The 18,932-nt window shown below is 62.4% G+C and carries 18 protein-coding genes; 7 read left to right on the top strand and 11 right to left on the bottom strand.

What is annotated here, in order from left to right; all coding sequences use genetic code 11:
- Nucleotides 1-25 precede the first annotated feature (25 nt).
- From RH950_RS07440 to RH950_RS07430, 3 genes are read left to right on the top strand one after another with little or no spacing between them, the layout of a single operon-like run.
- Nucleotides 26-1,180, top strand: coding sequence for a CaiB/BaiF CoA transferase family protein (locus RH950_RS07440; protein ID WP_350055247.1), 1,155 nt, complete (start codon nt 26-28; stop codon nt 1,178-1,180).
- On the top strand, nt 1,177-2,706 hold the full coding sequence (locus tag RH950_RS07435; protein ID WP_502889738.1) for an aldehyde dehydrogenase family protein: 1,530 nt from the start codon (nt 1,177-1,179) through the stop codon (nt 2,704-2,706). The genes RH950_RS07440 and RH950_RS07435 overlap by 4 nt, the downstream gene beginning before the upstream one ends.
- A gap of 37 nt (nt 2,707-2,743) precedes the next feature.
- Nucleotides 2,744-5,158, top strand: a complete 2,415-nt coding sequence (locus tag RH950_RS07430) for a penicillin acylase family protein (RefSeq protein ID WP_350055245.1) — start codon at nt 2,744-2,746, stop codon at nt 5,156-5,158.
- Nucleotides 5,159-5,165: 7 nt separating this feature from the next.
- On the opposite strand, the gene RH950_RS07425 is transcribed toward RH950_RS07430, so the two are convergent.
- A complete protein-coding gene (locus tag RH950_RS07425; protein ID WP_350055243.1) occupies nt 5,166-5,705 on the bottom strand; it encodes a hypothetical protein in 540 nt (179 codons plus the stop codon).
- Nucleotides 5,706-5,966: 261 nt separating this feature from the next.
- Between RH950_RS07425 and RH950_RS07420 the strand changes: the two genes are divergently transcribed.
- A complete protein-coding gene (locus RH950_RS07420) occupies nt 5,967-7,205 on the top strand; it encodes a threonine ammonia-lyase (RefSeq protein ID WP_350055241.1) in 1,239 nt (412 codons plus the stop codon).
- A 3-nt stretch (nt 7,206-7,208) separates the two neighbouring features.
- On the opposite strand, the gene RH950_RS07415 is transcribed toward RH950_RS07420, so the two are convergent.
- Nucleotides 7,209-7,685 (bottom strand): flavin reductase family protein, encoded by a 477-nt coding sequence (locus RH950_RS07415; RefSeq protein ID WP_350055239.1) that lies wholly within the window; start codon nt 7,683-7,685, stop codon nt 7,209-7,211.
- Between the two features lie 205 nt (nt 7,686-7,890).
- Between RH950_RS07415 and motA the strand changes: the two genes are divergently transcribed.
- The 3 genes from motA (at nt 7,891) to RH950_RS07400 (ending at nt 10,647) form a co-directional block, all read left to right on the top strand.
- Complete coding sequence (motA, locus tag RH950_RS07410; RefSeq protein ID WP_350055237.1) at nt 7,891-8,751, top strand: flagellar motor stator protein MotA; 861 nt, start codon at nt 7,891-7,893, stop codon at nt 8,749-8,751.
- Between the two features lie 80 nt (nt 8,752-8,831).
- Nucleotides 8,832-9,890, top strand: coding sequence for a flagellar motor protein MotB (locus tag RH950_RS07405; RefSeq protein WP_350055235.1), 1,059 nt, complete (start codon nt 8,832-8,834; stop codon nt 9,888-9,890).
- 10 nt (nt 9,891-9,900) lie between these two features.
- Nucleotides 9,901-10,647: an arginyltransferase gene (locus RH950_RS07400; RefSeq protein ID WP_350055233.1), complete on the top strand. Its 747-nt coding sequence runs from the start codon at nt 9,901-9,903 to the stop codon at nt 10,645-10,647.
- On the opposite strand, the gene parC is transcribed toward RH950_RS07400, so the two are convergent.
- The 9 genes from parC to RH950_RS07355 form a co-directional block, all read right to left on the bottom strand.
- On the bottom strand, nt 10,644-12,854 hold the full coding sequence (gene parC / locus RH950_RS07395) for a DNA topoisomerase IV subunit A (RefSeq protein ID WP_350055231.1): 2,211 nt from the start codon (nt 12,852-12,854) through the stop codon (nt 10,644-10,646). The genes RH950_RS07400 and parC overlap by 4 nt on opposite strands.
- Nucleotides 12,855-12,956: 102 nt before the next feature.
- Nucleotides 12,957-13,742, bottom strand: coding sequence for a DNA repair protein RecO (gene recO, locus RH950_RS07390; RefSeq protein WP_350055229.1), 786 nt, complete (start codon nt 13,740-13,742; stop codon nt 12,957-12,959).
- On the bottom strand, nt 13,693-14,523 hold the full coding sequence (locus tag RH950_RS07385; RefSeq protein WP_350055227.1) for an ion transporter: 831 nt from the start codon (nt 14,521-14,523) through the stop codon (nt 13,693-13,695). The genes recO and RH950_RS07385 overlap by 50 nt, the downstream gene beginning before the upstream one ends.
- A 74-nt stretch (nt 14,524-14,597) precedes the next feature.
- Complete coding sequence (gene era / locus RH950_RS07380) at nt 14,598-15,524, bottom strand: GTPase Era (protein WP_350055225.1); 927 nt, start codon at nt 15,522-15,524, stop codon at nt 14,598-14,600.
- Nucleotides 15,517-16,191 carry a ribonuclease III gene (gene rnc / locus RH950_RS07375; RefSeq protein WP_350055223.1) on the bottom strand — a complete coding sequence of 225 codons (675 nt, stop codon included), beginning with the start codon at nt 16,189-16,191 and terminating at the stop codon, nt 15,517-15,519. The genes era and rnc overlap by 8 nt, the downstream gene beginning before the upstream one ends.
- A 7-nt stretch (nt 16,192-16,198) precedes the next feature.
- The gene (gene lepB / locus RH950_RS07370; protein WP_350055221.1) at nt 16,199-16,915 is read right to left on the bottom strand and encodes a signal peptidase I; all 717 of its coding nucleotides are present in this window, start codon (nt 16,913-16,915) and stop codon (nt 16,199-16,201) included.
- A 132-nt stretch (nt 16,916-17,047) separates the two neighbouring features.
- The gene (acpS, locus tag RH950_RS07365; RefSeq protein ID WP_350055219.1) at nt 17,048-17,470 is read right to left on the bottom strand and encodes a holo-ACP synthase; all 423 of its coding nucleotides are present in this window, start codon (nt 17,468-17,470) and stop codon (nt 17,048-17,050) included.
- Between the two features lie 9 nt (nt 17,471-17,479).
- Entirely contained in the window at nt 17,480-18,235 is a 756-nt protein-coding gene (locus tag RH950_RS07360; protein ID WP_350055217.1) for a pyridoxine 5'-phosphate synthase, read from the bottom strand.
- Nucleotides 18,232-18,930 carry a DUF2062 domain-containing protein gene (locus RH950_RS07355; RefSeq protein WP_350055215.1) on the bottom strand — a complete coding sequence of 233 codons (699 nt, stop codon included), beginning with the start codon at nt 18,928-18,930 and terminating at the stop codon, nt 18,232-18,234. The genes RH950_RS07360 and RH950_RS07355 overlap by 4 nt, the downstream gene beginning before the upstream one ends.
- Nucleotides 18,931-18,932 lie beyond the last annotated feature (2 nt).

Here is an 18,932-nt window from a genome sequence, read left to right as displayed (position 1 = left end):
GATTCAATCAAGAAGGAAGACACGCATGGCAGCGTCAGGAGGTCCCCTTTCCGGGGTGACGGTGGTCGATCTCTCGCGGATCCTCGCGGGACCCTATTGCACAATGATGATGGCCGAGCTCGGCGCCCGGGTGATCAAGGTGGAGACGCCCGAGACCGGTGACGACGCGCGGCATTACGGGCCGTTCATCAACGGCAAGTCGGCCTATTTCCAGTCCGTCAACCGGGGCAAGGAAAGCATCGCGCTGAACCTGAAGGACGACGGCGACAAGGCGATCCTCGACAAGCTGCTGGAGAAGGCCGACATCATCGTCGAGAACTTCCGCCCCGGCACCATGGAGAAGCTCGGTTTCGGCTGGGAGCGGCTGCACGAGAATTTCCCGAAGCTGATCTATGTCTCCGCCTCCGGTTTCGGCCATTCCGGCCCGGACATGTACCGCCCGGCTTACGACATGGTCGTGCAGGGCATGGGCGGCATCATGAGCATCACCGGCCACGAGGGTGCACCGCCGACCCGGATCGGCACCTCGATTGGCGATATCGGCTCCGGCCTCTATGCGGCGATCGGTGCCATGTCCGCCCTGTTCCACCGCTCCGCGACCGGAGAGGCGACGAAGGTCGACATCTCGATGTACGACTGCCAGCTCGCCCTGCTGGAAAACGCCATCATGCGCTATTTCGTCACCGGCACCGCACCGGGACCGCTCGGCGCCCGGCATCCGTCGATCACGCCGTTCGAAGCCTTCGAGACGCAGGACGGCTACCTGATCATTGCCGCCGGGAACGACGGATTGTTCCACAAGATGGCCGACGCCCTTGGCAGGGAAAGCTGGAAGACCGACGACCGCTTCCTGACGAACGATCTCAGGGCGCAGCATCAGGCCTACCTGAAGCTTGAGATCGAGGCGATCCTGGGAACCAACACAACGGCCCATTGGGGCGCCGTCCTCGACGAGGCCGGCGTGCCGAACGGCCCGATCAACGATGTCGGCCAGGCCGCCGAGCATCCGCAGGCCGCAGCCCGCAATATGATCGTCGGTGTGGACGATCCGATCACCGGCGCGATGAAAGTCGTCGGCAACCCGATCAAACTGACCGCATTCGACGATCCGAAGACCCGGGTTCCGTCACCGAACCTGGATCAGGACCGCGAACGCATCCTGAAGGAGCTTGGACTATGACTCTGATGCGCAACGAGCTCGATTTCTCGAGCGAGCCTGCCCTCACCCCGAACACCGATCCCTATGCGCTGGCGAAGGCTTTGTCCGGCCGTCATCTGATCGGCGGCAAGCTGGTCCCGGCTTCCTCCGGCAACAGCTTCGAAGTCATTGACCCGGCCACCGGCGCCGTCATCGGCTATGGCGCCGAGGGCGACGCGGCCGACGTCAACCTTGCGGTCGAGGATGCCGCTGCGGCCCAGAAGGCCTGGGGCAAGATGCGGGCCCGCGACCGGGGCGCGCTGATCCATAAATGCGGCGAGGTCCTGATGGACCATGTCGAGGAGCTGGGCCGCCTGATCGCGCTGGAAACCGGCAAGGCCCTGCGCACGGAAAGCCGGGTCGAGGCCTCCATCCTGGCCGATGCCTTCCTGTTCAATGCCGGTCTGGCATCGGAGCTGAAGGGCGAGACCGTCCCGCACCACCCGGATATGCTGACCATCACCGTGCGTGAGCCGATCGGCGTGGTCGGAGCGATCATTCCCTGGAACGTGCCGCTGCTGCTGATGGCGCTGAAGATCGCCCCGGCACTGGTCGCCGGTAACACGGTGGTGGTGAAGTCCGCCGAGGAAGCCCCGCTGACCGTGTTGCGCGTCTGCCAGATCCTGGCCTCCATGCTGCCGGCCGGCTGCTTCAACATGCTCTCCGGCTTCGGTCCGGAATGCGGCGCTCCGCTGGTCGCCCACCCGAAGGTCGGCAAGGTGACCTTCACCGGCTCCGTCGAGACCGGGAAGATCGTCTACAAGACCGCCGCCGACAAACTGATCCCGGTGACCCTGGAGCTCGGCGGCAAGAGCCCGATGATCGTCATGAAGGACGCCGATATCGACAAGGCCATCGGCGGCGCCGTCACCGGCATGCGCTTCACCCGCCAGGGCCAGAGCTGCACCGCCGCGAGCCGGATGTTCGTGCATGCCGACGTGCATGACGCCTTCATCGCCAAGCTGCGCGAGAAGGTCGACGCCATGGTGATGGGCGATCCGCTGGACGAGAAGACCGATATCGGCACCATCATTTCGCCGGAGCAGTTCGCCAAGGTGAAATCCTATATCGACCACGGCAAGGGCGAGGCCGGGGCGGAAGCCGTCGAATGCTCCGCCATGCCGACGGACCCGAAATTCAAGGACGGCCTGTTCGTCCGCCCGGTCGTCTTCCTCGGCATGACGAACGAGAGCAAGCTGGCCCGCGAGGAGATCTTCGGCCCGGTGACCTGCGTCATCAAATGGACCGACGAAGAGGAAGTGCTGGCCGCCGCGAACGACAGCGACTACGGCCTCGCCGCTACGGTCTGGACCAACGACCTGAAAGCCGCGCTGAACTTCACCGAGAGACTGGAAGCCGGTTTCGTTCAGGTGAACCAGAACCTCGTGGTGCAGCCGGGTCTGTCCTATGGCGGAGTGAAGCAGTCCGGTATCGGCAAGGAAGCCACACTGGAAGCCATGCTGGAGCACTTCACGAAGAAGAAGACCATCATCTTCAACAAGACCTGATAGGCGCGTCACAGCGCAATCGACTGGGAGAAGGCCGATGCTGGGATGGGGAAAACGTCTTGGGCTCGGCCTTCTCTTTGTGTTTCTCGGGCTGAATTTTTGCGGTGCAGCCCTGCTGATCTGGCTAAGCGGATCCGTGCCTGAAATAGACGGCGAAGCCACCCTGCCCGGGCTCATGGCCCCCGTGACAGTGATCCGCGATCAGGCTGGTGTACCGGTCATCCGGGCTGAATCCGACGAGGACGCCTATTTCGCGCTTGGCTATACCCATGCCCAGGATCGGCTCTGGCAGATGGAATCCATGCGCCGCCTCGGTGCCGGGCGGATGGCGGAAATGGTCGGCACGCTTTCAGCATCCATCGGCGAAAGCGTGCTGCCGTTCGACCGGCTGACCCGGGGATTCGGATTTTACAGGTTGGCCGAAGCCTCCTACGAGCGCTCATCGCCAGCCCTGAAGATGGTGCTCGAGCGTTATGCGGACGGGGTCAATGCCTACCTCGCGAGCCGGCAAGGCGCCCTGCCGATAGAATTCGAGGTGTTGTTCCACAAGCCCGAGCCCTGGAGGCCGGCGGACAGTCTGGTCTGGCAACAGCTCATGGCGTTCCAGCTCGGGGGCAACTGGCCGGCCGAGCTGGATCGCCTGCGCATGCTGGAAACCGGCCTGACACCGGAGCAGATCGCCTTTCTCTACCAGGATGCGGACGGCACGCTGCCGGAGATGCCGGAACTGCGGGAAAGCGGTCTCGCACCGGGCCTGTATGATGCCGTCCGGCATTTTGCATCGGCCCTGCCGTTCGAGCTCGCCCCGGGCGGCGCCTCCAATGCCTGGGCCCTCGACGGCAGCCGGACCGCGAGCGGAAAACCGTTGCTGGCCAGCGATCCGCATCTGCGCCTGACCAACCCGAACCTGTGGTATCTGGCCCGCATCGAGACACCTTCGGGCATTCTTGCCGGCGCTACGGTTCCGGGCGTGCCCTTCATGGTGCTCGGCCATAACGGCAACCTCGCCTGGGGCTTCACCACGCCCCATGTAGACACCCAGGACCTCTTCGTCGAGACGGTCGATCCGGCCGATCCGACCCGCTATCTGACGCCCTCGGGCAGCCAGCCTTTCGAGACGCGGACCGAGACTTTCAGGATCGGATCGCGGGAAGTGACGGAAACATTCCGGTCGACCCGGCACGGGCCGGTCATATCGGACACGTTGGGCGCTGCCAGACGGACCGACGGGAAAAGCGTTATCGCCCTTTCCTCCCCGTCCTTCCTGCCCGGCGATACCGGCCCGGAAGGATTGCTCGCCCTGAACCAGGCCCGGACGGTCTCCGAAGCCCTTGCGGCACTCGAGAAATTCTCCAGCCCGGCCCAGAATGCGACACTCGCGGACCGGGACGGCACTATTGCTCTCGCGCTCGCCGGCCGGGTACCGGAGCGCAGCGGCAGCGGCATGTTGCCGGCGGACGGAATGGACCGGAACGCGGACTGGCAAGGCTGGGTGGAGCCGTCCCGCATGCCATTGGTCTTCAACCCGGCCGACGGCCTTGTGATTCAGGCAAACGACAGGTTTGCGCCGCGCGACCCGGCTCTCTATCTGGGCCCGACAGCCGAGCCGCCGGTCCGCGCCAACCGGATCCGCGATCGCATCGAAGCGATGGATGGCCAGGCCACAGCCGCGCTGCAAGCGGATCTGCAGATGGACCCGCTCTCGACCGCCGCACCGGACGTGATCTCCCTGCTCCTGGAGCGTCTCAACACCGCATTGCTGACCCCGGCGGAGCTGGACGCGGCGGACCGTCTCCGCAACTGGGACGGCACAATGTCCCGGAACCGGGCCGAGCCGCTGATCTACAGTCTCTGGACCGCGCTTCTGCACAGACGGATATTCGGCGACGATCTCGGCGACCTGATCGGGGAATACCGCCGTCCCTATCCGCATATGTTCCGCGCGGTGCTGACCGGCGATACCAGCTGGTGCGACGATATCCGCACCGACAGTGTCGAGCCCTGTGCCGCCCTGATCCGCGACAGCCTGCAGGAAACCGTCGCGCGGCTGACCGCCAAATTCGGCCAGGATGTCTCATCCTGGCGCTGGGGCGAAAGCCATACGGCCCAGTTCCGACACCTGCTCTGGTCACGCGTTCCGCAGATCGACAGCCTGCTCGGGACGGAGGTCGCAACGGATGGAGGCGATTTCACCGTGAACCGCGGCAGCCCCAGCATCCGCATCACGGAGACGGATTTCAGCTTCCATCATGTGCATGGGGCAGGCCTGCGCGCTGTCTACGATCTGGCGAATCTGGACGCGTCCTTGTTCAGCCTGTCCCTCGGGCAGTCGGGCAACCCGTTTTCCGAATTTTATCACGATCAGGCCGCGGACTGGGCGGATGGCCGTTACAGATCTCTGAACGGCATTCCCGATTCGGGAGCGCATATCCTGACACTGAGACCGGAATAGCAGGCACTCAAAAGCGCAGCCGAGCGCCGAGCATAAAGTTCTGGGCGAACCCCGACTCGTCCTCCTGGCTTCTCAGGTTTGGCTGGGCCGCCCGGCTGTAAAAGGCACGGTACTCCGTGAAGAAGTCCCAGCTGTCGGAAATCTCATAGGACGCGCCGAAACCGAGCTCCAAAGCCGGTGACATCTCGTCCTGGCGATCAAGTCCGGTGCCATAGGCGAGCCCCAGCCCGGCGACGACATGCGGGCGCACCCACCAGTCCGGGCCGAGATCGAAGGAGTGATCGAGAGTGATCGACAGCACATCACCCGATCCATAAGGGTCCGGCCCCCGACCGAGGCCCACCTGACCTGTTGGCTCGCCCAGATCTGTATAGCGGAGGGAAAACTGATAGCGCTCGCCGGTCCCGACATCGTTCAGGCTGCGCTGGTCGGACCGGTCGGGAAAGACCACGCGCTCATTCTCCGCGTTTCCGTAGCGATCCGTGGACTCGCCGAGGAAATACCAGGCTTTTTGCCGTTCACCGGACTCTTCGGCAAGGCAAATCAACGGCATTCCCGCAACGGCGAGGCATAAAACGGCAGGAATGACTATACGGCCAAGGCAGGACATTTCATGTCCCTCCAACAACACTGTGTTCCCGGCGAGTCCCTTAATCCTCTCCCGGAACGGCGCTTTTTGGCCCTCCCATTCAACAGGAGTTTTATCACGCCCTCGCCGGAGCCGGGAGTCAAATCCGCGCCAAAATGAACAGACTCCGAACACCGGATTGGCGTGCAATAATCCGGCCAATCGCACTGGAGTATCGAGATGACCTTGCCTGTTACATTCGAAGACATTGAAAAGGCTCAGGAACGGCTGAAGGACAAAATCCTTCGCACGCCATCGGTTCCGGCCCCGGCTCTCGGTCAGGCGCTCGGAGTCGACCTGACGCTGAAGCTCGAGAATTTGCAGATCACGGGCTCATTCAAGTCCCGCGGCGCCTATGTGAAGCTTTCCAGCCTGAGTGCCGAGGAACGCGCCCGCGGCGTGATCGCCATGTCCGCCGGCAACCACGCACAGGGCGTCGCCTATCACGCGACGGCCCTCGGTATCCATTCGACCATCGTGATGCCGGCAGCAACCCCGTTCACCAAAGTGGAAAAGACCCGGGATTACGGCGCCCAGGTCGTGCAGCACGGCGATACCCTGGCGGAAAGCCGGGACAAGGTCGAAGAGCTGATCGCCGAGCACGGCTATGTTCTGATCCATCCCTATGACGATCCGATGATCATCGCCGGTCAGGGGACGGCCGGGCTGGAACTGATGCAGGACACCGGCGCAATCGACACGCTTGTGGTGCCGATCGGCGGCGGCGGGCTGATTTCCGGCATGGCGATCGCCGCCAGGAAACTCAATCCTGACATTGAGGTGATCGGCGTCCAGTCCGAGCAGTTCCCTTCGATGTACGCCGCCCTGAATGACCTGCCGCCGGTTTTCGGCGGCGAGACCCTAGCGGAAGGCATCGCGGTGAAAGTGCCTGGCGCCATGACTCGGGAGATTTGCCGTGCGCTGGTCAGCGACATCATTCTGGTCAACGAGAGCGAGATAGAGCGCGCCGTGAATGGCTGCGCCGAACACCAGAATTTGGTGGCCGAAGGCGCCGGTGCGGCAGGTATCGCGGCCATGATCAAGGCACCGGAGAGGTTCGCCGGCAAGCGGGTCGCCACGGTGATCTGTGGCGGCAATATCGACCAGCGCATGCTGGCAACGGTCCTGCTGCGCGGTCTGACCCGTCACGGCCGCCTGGCCCGGCTGCGGATCGACATCACCGACCAGCCGGGAACGCTTGCCCGCGTCGCGGGGCTCATCGGCCGGTCAGGCGCCAATATCGTCGAGGTACACCACCAGCGCATGTTCCAGGATGTGCCGATCAAGAAGGCGGAGCTCGAGGTGCTGATCGAGACTCGCAATCCCGATCACGTGCTGGAAATTGTCGCCGCCCTGGACGCCGCCGGTCTCAAGACCAGCGTCATGAGCAACATGGCGATGCAGGGTCAGCCACTCTGAGGCTCAGGAAACGGCGCGATAGGCCCCGCGGTAATAGATCAGCGGCTCGGCCTCTTCGCGGATGGCCCCCAGCCGCTCGACGCGCCCCACCAGGATAGAATGATCGCCTCCCTCGTGCACCGCGTGCAGGCGGCAGTCGATGGCTGCAATCGCACCGTCGAGGATCGGCGCACCTGTAATCCAGCGAGAATGCCCGATGCCCTCGAAACGATCTCCGACCACGGAGCTGAAGCGGACGGAGAGATCGGCCTGATCCACGGACAGGATATTGATGGCAAAACAGCCGCCCCGGGTGAAAACCTCGTGGCAGGCAGAGTCTGTCCCCAGGCAAACCAGAACAAGGGGCGGGTCCAGGGACAGGGATGAGAAGGAACTAGCCGTAAATCCGTCAAGACGCCCGTCATTGGAGGTCGTCACCACTGTCACGCCTGTGGCGAAGCGCCCCATCACATCGCGGAATTGGTCCGAATTCACCGACATTGGATACACAGCTCCCTGATTTGCCGGAAATGCACCATTGGCAGGCGCATTACCTGCATTATCCTCACCGGCTGACATGGCGCAAAGCAGCGGGTAAATCAATTGTTTACCCCTTGTTGTTTACAAATAACCGGAATTTGAGGGATATTACCTGCCAAGTGTTTCCCGAAATGCGTTCCGAGGCCATTACCGGGCGGAGACTGATATGCTGGTGATCATAGGATGGATTGTCGTCTTCGTTAGCGTGATTGGCGGCTATATGGCTATGGGCGGCAAACTCGGGCCGTTGTGGCAGCCTTTCGAATTGGTCATCATTGGCGGCGCCGGTGTCGGCGCCTTCATTGTCGCAAATCCGAAACACGTGCTGGGCCAGGCCGGCCGCGGCTTCGGTGCCGCACTGAAGGGGCCGAAATATTCCAAGGACGATTACCTTGAGTTGCTCAGCCTGATGTACGCGATCTTCAAGCTCGCGAAGACAAAAGGCATGCTTGCGATCGAGTCCCATATTGAAAGACCGGAGGAGAGTTCGCTCTTCCAGGCCTTTCCGAAATTCTCGTCCGATCACCATGCACTTGATTTTCTCTGCGACTACCTTCGGATGATGACGCTCGGCACCGACAACCCGCACGAGCTGGCCGACTTGCTGGACGAAGAACTTGAGACCCACCATGCCGAGGATGCGGCGATTGCCACCGCTTTCCAGACAATGGGTGACGGCTTCCCGGCCCTCGGAATCGTCGCGGCCGTGCTGGGCATCATCAAGACCATGGGCTCGATCACCGAGCCGCCGGAAGTGCTCGGCAAGCTCATCGGTGGCGCACTGGTCGGAACCTTCCTCGGCATTCTTCTCGCATATGGCTTCGTGAGTCCTCTGGCCGCGACCATGGGCAGCGCCCTGAGTGCCGACGCAAAATACCTGGGCTGCATCAAGGCCGGGCTTCTGGCACATGTCTCCGGTTATGCTCCGGCAGTGTCGGTTGAATTTGCCCGCAAGACCCTGATGTCCAAGGACCGCCCCTCCTTCTTCGAGGTGGAGGAAGCCGTCGCGGCCTTGCCACCGGTCTAGTACGGACCGATATCGGCATGCAGAATGCGAACAGCGACACGGCCTGAGGCCGGTCGCACGCCAATCGGGAAGACGAGAGCTTGGACAACCACGCCACTATCATCATCAAGAAGGTCAAGAAAGGCGGCCATGGCGGACACCATGGCGGCGCCTGGAAAGTCGCCTATGCCGACTTCGTGACTGCAATGATGGCCTTCTTCCTGCTCCTCTGGTTGCTGAATGCGACCACGGAGGAACAGAAGATGGGCATTTCCAACTATTTCGACCCGACGGCCATCTCCCGTTCGACCCGAAGCGGCTCGGGCGGCGTGCTCGGCGGCACGTCAATTACTGTCCCCGGCGCCCTCAAATCCGCCTCCTCACCGCCCATGATCAGCACGCCGCAGGTCGCCCGCCCGCAAGCTGAGCGGACGGAATCCCTGGATGCGGATTCGGACGATCCGGAAAACATCGAATCCCGTCTGGGCAGCGACGACGATGCCGAAGGGCTGATCAGCGCGGAGAAGCTGGAAAAACTCCTGGAAGAGCGGGAAGCAGCCCAGTTCGCCTCTGCCGAAAACATGCTGCGCAAAGCCATCGACGATTCAAAAGACCCGGAACTGAAGGAAATTGCGGACAGCCTGCAAATCGACCAATCGCCGGAAGGCCTGCGCATCCAATTGCTCGATCAGGAAAAGGTCGCCCTGTTCCCGCTCGGCAGCGCCGACATGCTTGAGCAGACCCGCAAGCTGCTGGCAAAAGTATCGGAAATCATCGCCAAGCTGCCGAACAAGATCAAGATCTCCGGGCACACGGACTCCCGTCCCTTCCCCGAGGGCGCCACCTACACCAATTGGGAGCTTTCCGCTGACCGCGCGCTGTCCAGCCGACGCGCGCTCATCGCCAATGGCATTCCCGGCGAGCGAGTCGCCCAGGTCGTCGGCATGGCCGATACCGACCCGATCGAGCCAAACGATCCGACATCCCCCAGCAACCGGCGCATCAGCATCGTTCTGCTGAGACAGGATTTCAGCGATCAGGCCGCCGAAGCGGTCGCGGCATCCGGTGAACCTGCCGTTCAGCCTCTTGAAACCACACTTCCACCGGTCATCGCACCGGATAACGGCTCCGCCTTGCCGCCCATCCGGTCCGGAGGCTAACCCCAGACGCATGTTTGACAATCTCCGAGCCCGTCCACTGGCGTTCTTTCACACGCTGCCCATGCCGTGCCCCTATCTGCCGGGCAAGACGGAGCGGCGTCTGATTGCGGACATCTCAAGCCGGCGCGGCCAGTTGGCGCACGACACCCTGGCCAAGGCCGGTTTCCGGCGGACCCAGCACCTGACCTACCGACCGGCCTGCCCCGGCTGCAACGCCTGCAATCCGGTGCGGGTCCGTTGCCGCGATTTCAGATGGTCGCGGACCTTCCGCAAACTGCTGAAACGCAATGCGGACCTGACCGGACGGCCGGTCCAGGCCATTGCCACGCGCGAGCAGTACCGTTTGTTTCAGGCCTACCAGCAAGGCCGGCACGGTGACGGCGAGATGGCGATGATGGATTTCCCCGACTATGCCGAAATGGTCGAGCGCTCGCCGATCGAGACCTACCTGATCGAATACCGTGATGCCGCCCACGAACTGGTGGCCATCATGCTGGTGGATGAGCAGGAAGACGGCCTGTCAGCTGTCTACAGCTTCTTCGACACCACGGACGCGACCCGGGGTTTCGGCACCTACATGGTACTGGATCTTATCGAACGGACGAAAGCGCAGGGCCTCGGCTACGTCTATCTCGGCTACTGGATCCCGGACTGCCGCAAGATGGCCTACAAGACCAAGTACCGGCCCTATGAGCTGCTGACTCTCGATGGCTGGGTCGAGGCCGACGCCGATCTCAAACCCCTCTCGACGGATTAAGTAAACCGCGCCGGCCGCGGGAAGCCGTTCGGCGGCATCTTGCCGGCACCGGCCCGTTTCCCGCGCCACGCGGTCAGATCCGTCTCGGTCCGTGTCCGGCCGCCGGTCTGCTCCCAGCTCAGCCCCTCTTCCGCCTTCAGGAAGGTCACGTCGCCGAGCTTGCCGTCCTTGTAGCGCTGCAGGATGACACCCTTGCCCCGGGCCATCTCCGGCACTTCCGCAGTCTCGAAGACAAGCAGTTTCCGGTTGGTGCCGACAATCGCGACCAGTTCCCCATCGACCGGCAGGCAGATCTGCGCCTTTGCTCCGGTAGCCGGATTGAGCACCTGCTTGCCTGCTTTCTTCTGGGCCAGAAGATCATCGGAATTCACGATGAAGCCACGGCCATCGCTGGAGGCCAGCAGCAGGCGCTGGCCCTTGCGGTAGGGCAGGATCTCGACGATCGCCTCATCATTGTCGAGATCGATCAGCAGGCGCAGCGGCTCGCCATGACCGCGCCCACGGGGCAGCTTGTCGGCTGTTACCGTGAAGAAGCGTCCATCGCTGGCGAAGATCAGGATTCGGTCCGTGGTCTCGGCCCGCACCAGGAACTTGCCTTCGTCACCTTCCTTGAATTTCAGATCGGCATCGTCCGCGATATGGCCCTTGACCGCCCTGATCCAGTCCTTGTCGGAGCAGATCACTGTGATCGGCTCGCGCTCGACCATCGCTTCCATCGGCACTTCGATATCGGACGGCGCCGTGCCGATTTCGGTCCGGCGGCGACCAAGCTCGGTCCGCTTGCCGAAGATCCGGCGAATTTCACTGATTTCCCCGGAAACCGTCTTCCAGCGCAGGACCTCGTCTTCAAGCAGGGTTTCGATCTCCTGCTTCTCCGCCGTCAGCTCCTCGAATTCCTTGCGGAGTTCGATCTCTTCCAGTTTGCGCAGGCTGCGCAGGCGCATGTTCAGGATGGCCTCGGCCTGACGCTCGGTCAGCTCGAAGCGCCGGATCATTTCCTCCTTCGGATGATCCTCCTCCCGGATGATCCGGATCACCTCGTCGATATTGAGGAAGGCGATCAGGTATCCGGCCAGCACCTCCAGCCGGTCCTCTATCTTGCCGAGACGGAACCGGGAACGCCGGATCAGCACCTCGTGGCGGTGATCGAGGAAGGCCCGCAATGTTTCCGGCAGGGACATGACGCGCGGCGTCTGGTCCGCGTCGAGCACGTTCAGGTTCAGGCTGAACTTGGTTTCAAGCTCGGTGAACTTGTAGAGACTCTCCATCAGGACGGCCGGGTCGACATTGCGGCTTTTCGGTTCCAGCACGATCCGCACGTCTGCCGCGGATTCGTCGAGAATGTCCCCGAGCAAGGCCAGCTTCCGGGCCTGCATCAGTTCCGCCATCCGTTCGATCAGGCGGGATTTCTGAACCTGGTACGGAATCTCGGTGATGATGATCTGGTACGTGCCATTCTTGAGCTTCTCGACCTCGTACCTGGCGCGGAGCCGGAAGCTGCCTCGGCCGGTGCGATAGGATTCGACGACCGATGCCCGGTCCTCGACCAGGATACCGCCGGTCGGAAAATCGGGCCCCGGGATCATGTCGACCAGGGTTTCGATCCGGGCGTCCGGATGCTTGATCAGATGCAGCAGCGCATCGCAGAGCTCTTCGGCATTGTGCGGTGGAATGTTCGTCGCCATGCCGACGGCGATGCCCTGCGAGCCGTTCGCCAGAAGGTTCGGAAAAGCCGCCGGGAGAACCAGCGGCTCGCTGCCCTCGCCGTCATAGGTCTGGCGGAAATCGACCGCATCCTCGTCGATGCCGCGCAGCAGCTGCTCGGCGACCTCGGTCATGCGCGCTTCCGTGTAGCGCATGGCGGCCGCGTTATCGCCGTCGATATTGCCGAAATTCCCCTGTCCGTCGACCAGCGGGTAGCGCACGGCGAAATCCTGCGCCAGACGTACCATGGCATCGTAGATCGCCGAGTCACCGTGCGGATGGAACTTACCCATCACGTCGCCGACCACGCGGGCGGATTTCTTGAAGGCATCGTCCGGCGACAGCCGGAGCTGGCGCATGGCGAACAGCAGGCGCCTGTGCACCGGCTTCAGGCCGTCGCGCACGTCCGGCAGCGAGCGGGACATGATGGTCGACAGCGCATAGGCCAGATAGCGTTCGCTCAGCGCCTCCGCGAGGCCGGTATCCCGAATGTCAGGCAGCATGGATCTTGTGGACCTTCATGAATATATACGCCAGATATTGTAGGCGAGCCCGCTCCCGGTTCCAAGTCCGCTGACAGCCTCGCGGCACCCAGGCGGGCATTTTCAACCAATCATTTCGGGGCCGGCGGCCGACTCGATCCGGTCGCGGAACCTGGTCCGCGATGCCGGGCTCTGCTCACCCTGGGTGTTGAACAGGTGCTTCTCCAGAAAATGCCCGGTCAGATCCAGCCCCCTGAGCAAGTCCGCCATCGCGCCGTCGCCCCGTCCGATCAGGAAATCGGGCATGGCCAGCATCTTGTCCCGATAGGGCTCGCCCGCCGACAGGGAGACGGCCCGTCCGGTGCGCGGACTGACATAGGCGAGCTCGTCGTTGCTGCCCGTGGCCGCACAGCTCGACAGATCGAGCCCGTAGCCGAGCTCCGCCAGCACGCCGAGCTCCCAGCGGACATAGACCGCGACCCAGAGATCACCCAGCGCCTCGTTGCGCATGGCCTCGATCAGCGCCTGCAGGCCGGCATGCACCGCCGGATGCGGCTCGCGTTCCGGAAGAGCCCGGTCGGCGACGGCACAGGCTGCGGCAAGACCGGAGAGCTTCAGCGGATCGTCGAAAAGGTCGGCAGCGTGGCTCTCTTCCAGCTCCAGCGCATAATTGCCGAGCTGCTCCGCCAACCGCGCCCGCCAGACCGCGCGCACCGCGTTTCCCGGTTGCAGCATGCCCTTGTGCCGCGTCGAGGCCCCGCCGCGCATCAATCCAGCATGGCGGCCGTGCGCCTCGGTCATCAACGTGACGATGGCCGCGCTTTCGCCGTGCGGGCGTACCGACAGAACGATGCCCTCGTCAGTCCATTCCACCCTGATGCCTTTCAGCGTCCGGACCTGCGGCCGCATCGTCGTGCCCCCGATGCGCCTTTCGTTCCTGATATGCAGTCGACAGCGCGGAAGCGAGGATGCCGGCCGGCATGGCCACCAGTCCGATGCCCGAAAGCGCCACCAGCCCCGCCAGGAACTTGCCGAGAGTCGTGGCCGGGTAAACATCGCCATAGCCGACCGTAGTCAGCGTTGCGATGGCCCACCACATGGCGCGCGGGATGCTGCCGAACGCGTCCGGCTGGGCGTCCCGTTCCGCAACATAAAGCAGGGTCGCCGCCACGATCATCATGGCGAGTGCAACCAGGCTGCTGAAGGCCAGCTCATACCGCCGGTCGACGATGCCGTGCCAGACTTCCCGCGCCGCCGTGGTAAACGGCCCCGTCCGGGCCAGGGTAAGCACCCTGAAAAGCCGCATCAGCCGCAGGACGTAGAAACCTGCCCCGCCGGCGGACGCAATAAACGGCGCCAGGATGAAGGGGGTGATGGCCAGCAAGTCGATCAGCGCCACCGGGGTCACGATATACTTCAGCCGGCCGATCATGCCGGAATATTCCCGCCGTTCGCCGGCGGACCAGACACGTGCCAGATATTCAATGATGAACAGCCATCCGAAGAATTGTTCCAGGCTGATGAACAGCACCGGCGCCACCGACTGGATGACCGGTTCGGTCTCCAGCACCACGACGGCGACGGAGGCCAGGATCGCGACGACCAGAGCCTTGTTCGCGAAGGACATCTTGTGTCCCGGCCGGGCTTCGATGTCGAGTTGCCGCCAGACGTAATGCCGCAGGTTATCCATGGGGTTCACCTAAGCGCATTGAGAAACAATATTCCCTGAAAATGCCTCCACACACCTGCCCGGCAGGATACAAATCAGGCGTTCGGATCGAGGCCCCAGTCACGATAGCGTTCCGGATCGTCGATCCAGTTCTCGCGCACTTTCACGAACAAGAAGAGGTGAATGCGCTTGTCGAATATTTCCTGCATCTGCCGGCGCGCGGCGGCACCGATGGTTTTGATCATCGACCCGCTCTTGCCGAGCACGATCTTCTTCTGACCGTCGCGCTGCACGAAGATCACCTGGTTGACGACCGCACTGCCATCGTCCTTCTCGACCCATGTTTCGGTTTCCACCGTGGCCGAATAGGGCAGTTCCTGATGCAGCCGGTTGAATACTTCCTCACGGGTGATCTCTGCTGCAAGCAAACGCAACGGCAGGTCTGTCACTTCATCCGGCGGGTAGAGATAGGGGCCAAGCGGCATGCGGCCGGCGAGATAATTCAGCAGATCTTCGCAGCCATCGCCATTTTCGGCCGAGATCATGAAGGTCTCTTCGGCAATGCCGCTTTCGGCAAGGTCCGCGGCGAACGGCAGCAGGGTTTCCCGGACCGTTTCGTCAATCTTGTTAAGCACAAGGATGACCTTGCGTCCCGACTTCTTAAGCCCCTCGATAATGCGCCGGGTATCCTCGTCGACCTTCTTGCGCGAGGCATCCACCATGAGCACGACAAGATCCGCATCGCCGGCGCCTTCCCAGGCGGCATGCACCATGGCCCGGTCGAGCCGGTGCTTCGGCTCGAAAATCCCCGGCGTATCGACAAACACGATCTGGGTCTCGCCATGCATGCAGACGCCCCGGATGCGGGTCCGCGTGGTCTGCACCTTCCGGGTCACAATGGAGACCTTGAAACCGACGAGACGATTGACCAGGGTCGATTTTCCGGCATTGGGCGCACCGACCACGGCGACAAAGCCCGCCCGTGTCCCGATACCGGTGCCGTCTGCCTGTGTATCAGCCATTCAATTTCGCCATCATCTTGCCTGCGGCATCCTGTTCAGCGATGCGCTTTGATTTCCCCACACCCGTCGCCGAGCCATAGCCCTGCACGGTAACCGTGATTGTGAATTCCGGCGCATGGGCCGGGCCGTCCCGGCTGACCGTATCATAGGCCGGGAGCGGGATCTTGCGTGCCTGCACCCATTCCTGCAGCGTTGTCTTGGCATCCTGCGGCGGACGCAGCTCCGCTTCAACCAGCGGGCTCCAGCCTTTCAGAATGAACCGCCGGGCCGCCTCCAGCCCACCATCGAGATAGAGCGCCCCGATCACGGCTTCCATAGCATCGGAAAGAATAGTCTCACTCTCACGGACGCCGGCTTCGGTTTCGCCGCGGGAGACAATCAGAAAGCGGCCGAGGCCTATCTGCTTGGCAATCTCCGACAAGGCCTCACGCCTGACGAGCCCGACATGGCGCTTGGCGATCGCCCCTTCCCGCTCGTGCGGGAAGCGGTCCAGCAGATGTTCGGCCATGACCAGTGCCAGCACCCGGTCCCCGAGAAACTCAAGCCGCTCATAGGCATTCCAGGCCCGGGGCTCCGCGCTCGCATGCGTGACGGCACGGCGCAGAACGTCGATATGCCCAAAACTGTAACCGAGAACTTCCTCAAGTTCCGCCAGATCGCTTTCCATATCGGGATTACTCAATGACTTTGAACAATCTGCTGAATCTCGTCGCAAACGGCCAGTTCCAGACCTCGTACCACCGGGCGCTTCCGTCTGTCGAAAAGAACAGGATTTCCGCACGTCCGACAAAATTATCAACCGGAACAAATCCAACCGAACTGTCCCGGCTATCAAGCGAGTTGTCCCGATTGTCGCCCATCATGAAATAATTATCTTCAGGGATCAGGAATTCTTCCGTGTTGTCGAGCTGAGCCCGGTTGCCCATCGCTTCCAGGATCCGGTGCTCGACTCCATTCGGCAGGGTCTCGATGAATTGCGGAATGGATGCCGCCCGGCCATAGTGGTCCGTCATCACGTAATCTTCGATGCGCCGACGCTCGATCATCTCGCCATTGATATGAAGCCGGCCCTGTTTCATCTGCACCCGGTCACCCGGCATGCCGATCACACGCTTGATGTAGTCGGTCGCCTCATCGGTCGGCTTCTTGAAGACGGCGACGTCACCGCGCTCCGGGGGTGTGAACAGGATACGGCCCTGAAACAACGGTGGAGAAAATGGCAGGGAATGCCGGCTGAAGCCGTAGGACGGCTTGGAAACAAACAGATAATCGCCAACCAGTAATGTCGGGAACATTGATCCCGACGGTATATTGAACGGCTCGTAAGCGATGGTTCGGAAGCCAACTGCAATCAGGATTGCGTAGACAAGCGTCTTAATGAATTCCCGCATGATACTCCCGGGGCGCGGTGGCGATTTCTCAGAACAGGTCCGGACGACGGCGTACCATCGTCAGCTGTCCGCGAATGCGGGCGGCAAGGCGCCATGTATGCCGGATTCCCAAGGCTACGGCAAGCTGGACACCTATCTTCCCTGCGTCTCTCTCAATCCCGGCACTTCTGCGGAAATCACGACGAAAGCCTGCGCCATGGGCGGCTCGTCCGTCAGCGACAGGTCGACGCGTGCAACCAGACCATCGGGTGTGATCTGGAGCAAGCGGGCGGCGGCGATACCGCTGAGTTCGAAAGACGGTTTGCCGGACGCATCATTGACGACCTCGAGTTCACGCCACTGGATGCCCGGCCGGTCTTGCTCGCCAAGCGCTTTCCAGATCGCTTCCTTGGCCGCGAACCGCTTCGCATAGACCGCCGCACGATTGACTTTCGTATCGGCCCGGGCGCGCTCCCGGTCAGTAAAGATGCGGGCGAGAAACCTGTCCCCAAAACGGTCTATCGACCGTTCGATCCGGGTGATGTCCACAAGATCGCTACCAATGCCGAGGATCATGTCGGGACCTTAGGCCCCGATCCGGCCGGTTGCGCCGGCCCTGGCATTGTCCATCAGCGACCGCATGCGCCGGATGGCGCTGTCGAGGCCGCTGAAGATTGCCTCACCGATGAGAAAATGCCCGATATTGAGTTCGTGAAACTCGGGCATCGCGGCAACCGGAGCCACCGTATCGAAGGAGAGTCCGTGGCCCGCATGCATCTCCAGACCGCGCCCGGCACCATAGCGGGCGGCATCCCGAAGACGTTCCAGCTGCATCGTCCGATCCATCTCGGTTTCCGCGTCGCAATAGGCGCCGGTATGCAGCTCGACGACCGGCGCACCGAGCGCCACAGCCGCATCGATCTGCCGCTTGTCCGCTTCGATGAAAAGCGAGACCCGGATACCCGCATCCTTGAGGGCATCACAGTAATGGCTCAGCTGATTGTGCAGACCGGCCGCATCCAGGCCGCCTTCGGTCGTCACTTCCTCACGTTTCTCGGGAACAATACAGGCGGCGTGCGGGCGATGCCGCAGGGCGATGTCCAGCATCTCGTCCGTTGCCGCCATCTCGAAATTCAGCGGCAGATCGATCTCGCGCGTCAGGCGCTCGATATCGGCATCGGAAATATGCCGCCGATCCTCCCGCAGATGCGCCGTAATACCGTCCGCACCGGCCTCTGCCGCGAGACGGGCAGCGCGTACCGGGTCCGGGTGGATGCCGCCGCGTGCATTCCGGATCGTCGCCACGTGATCGATATTGACGCCAAGCCGCAAGTAACTCATTGGCTCCCCGCTCCCTGCTCAGAAACCCTGCCATCGACAGGCATGCTCTCGCCGGCAGCCATCTTCCTGGCCACCGCATCGATCCGGCGTTCCGTCCGCCGTCTCCGATACCCCCCGATCAACCCTAGCAACGGCAGATAGGTGAGAAACCAGATGGCGATCACAGTCGGCACGCTGCCGACAAACATGGTGATCAGCAGGTCGACGCTTTGCCCTATCGATTCTCCGGAAATGATCCCAAGGAAAAAGTCCCAGGTCAATTTCGGAGGCTCCGCGCCTTCGGGAGTACCGACGATCCAGCTCCCGACCTTGAAAATCCAAAGCCAGATAAAGGGGAAGGTCCAAGGGTTGCCGATAACGGTGCCGATCGCAGAGGCCAAGATATTGGCCCGGATGCTCCAGGCGACGACTCCCGCCAGAATGAAATGCAGACCGATCAGCGGCGTGAACGAGGCCGCGGCACCACAGGCGAACCCCGCGGCAATGCTGTAGGGCGTCCCCGGCATGCGCGCAAGCCGGTGGCCCGTATAGCGCCACAACCGGCCGAAGCCCATCCTCGGCCAGATAAAATCCCGTATTCTGGAGGCAGTACCGACTGCCTGCCGGCGTTTAAACATGTACGCCGAACCTTTCCTCTGCTCACGCTCATTGTGCCGTTTGTAATCCCGTGCCACCGGGATATCGGCTCTTTTCATTT

Origin of the sequence: Nisaea sp., from assembly GCF_040217065.1 — a bacterium.
Classification (GTDB): domain Bacteria; phylum Pseudomonadota; class Alphaproteobacteria; order Thalassobaculales; family Thalassobaculaceae; genus Nisaea.
The sequence above is the reverse complement of the archived record's forward strand: the minus strand, read 5'-3'. Positions and strand labels throughout refer to the sequence as shown.

Bases quoted from the DNA above. Each gene is read 5' to 3' on its own strand.
- acpS (WP_350055219.1), bottom strand. From the start codon at position 17,470: ATGATCCTCGGCATTGGTAGCGATCTTGTGGACATCACCCGGATCGAA.
- RH950_RS07355 (WP_350055215.1), bottom strand. From the start codon at position 18,930: ATGAAAAGAGCCGATATCCCGGTGGCACGGGATTACAAACGGCACAAT.
- RH950_RS07420 (WP_350055241.1), top strand. From the start codon at position 5,967: ATGACCTTGCCTGTTACATTCGAAGACATTGAAAAGGCTCAGGAACGG.
- RH950_RS07400 (WP_350055233.1), top strand. From the start codon at position 9,901: ATGTTTGACAATCTCCGAGCCCGTCCACTGGCGTTCTTTCACACGCTG.
- parC (WP_350055231.1), bottom strand. From the start codon at position 12,854: ATGCTGCCTGACATTCGGGATACCGGCCTCGCGGAGGCGCTGAGCGAA.
- RH950_RS07435 (WP_502889738.1), top strand. From the start codon at position 1,177: ATGACTCTGATGCGCAACGAGCTCGATTTCTCGAGCGAGCCTGCCCTC.
- RH950_RS07415 (WP_350055239.1), bottom strand. From the start codon at position 7,685: ATGTCGGTGAATTCGGACCAATTCCGCGATGTGATGGGGCGCTTCGCC.
- RH950_RS07430 (WP_350055245.1), top strand. From the start codon at position 2,744: ATGCTGGGATGGGGAAAACGTCTTGGGCTCGGCCTTCTCTTTGTGTTT.
- RH950_RS07360 (WP_350055217.1), bottom strand. From the start codon at position 18,235: ATGAGTTACTTGCGGCTTGGCGTCAATATCGATCACGTGGCGACGATC.
- RH950_RS07440 (WP_350055247.1), top strand. From the start codon at position 26: ATGGCAGCGTCAGGAGGTCCCCTTTCCGGGGTGACGGTGGTCGATCTC.
- RH950_RS07385 (WP_350055227.1), bottom strand. From the start codon at position 14,523: ATGGATAACCTGCGGCATTACGTCTGGCGGCAACTCGACATCGAAGCC.
- recO (WP_350055229.1), bottom strand. From the start codon at position 13,742: ATGCGGCCGCAGGTCCGGACGCTGAAAGGCATCAGGGTGGAATGGACT.
- era (WP_350055225.1), bottom strand. From the start codon at position 15,524: ATGGCTGATACACAGGCAGACGGCACCGGTATCGGGACACGGGCGGGC.
- lepB (WP_350055221.1), bottom strand. From the start codon at position 16,915: ATGCGGGAATTCATTAAGACGCTTGTCTACGCAATCCTGATTGCAGTT.
- rnc (WP_350055223.1), bottom strand. From the start codon at position 16,191: ATGGAAAGCGATCTGGCGGAACTTGAGGAAGTTCTCGGTTACAGTTTT.
- motA (WP_350055237.1), top strand. From the start codon at position 7,891: ATGCTGGTGATCATAGGATGGATTGTCGTCTTCGTTAGCGTGATTGGC.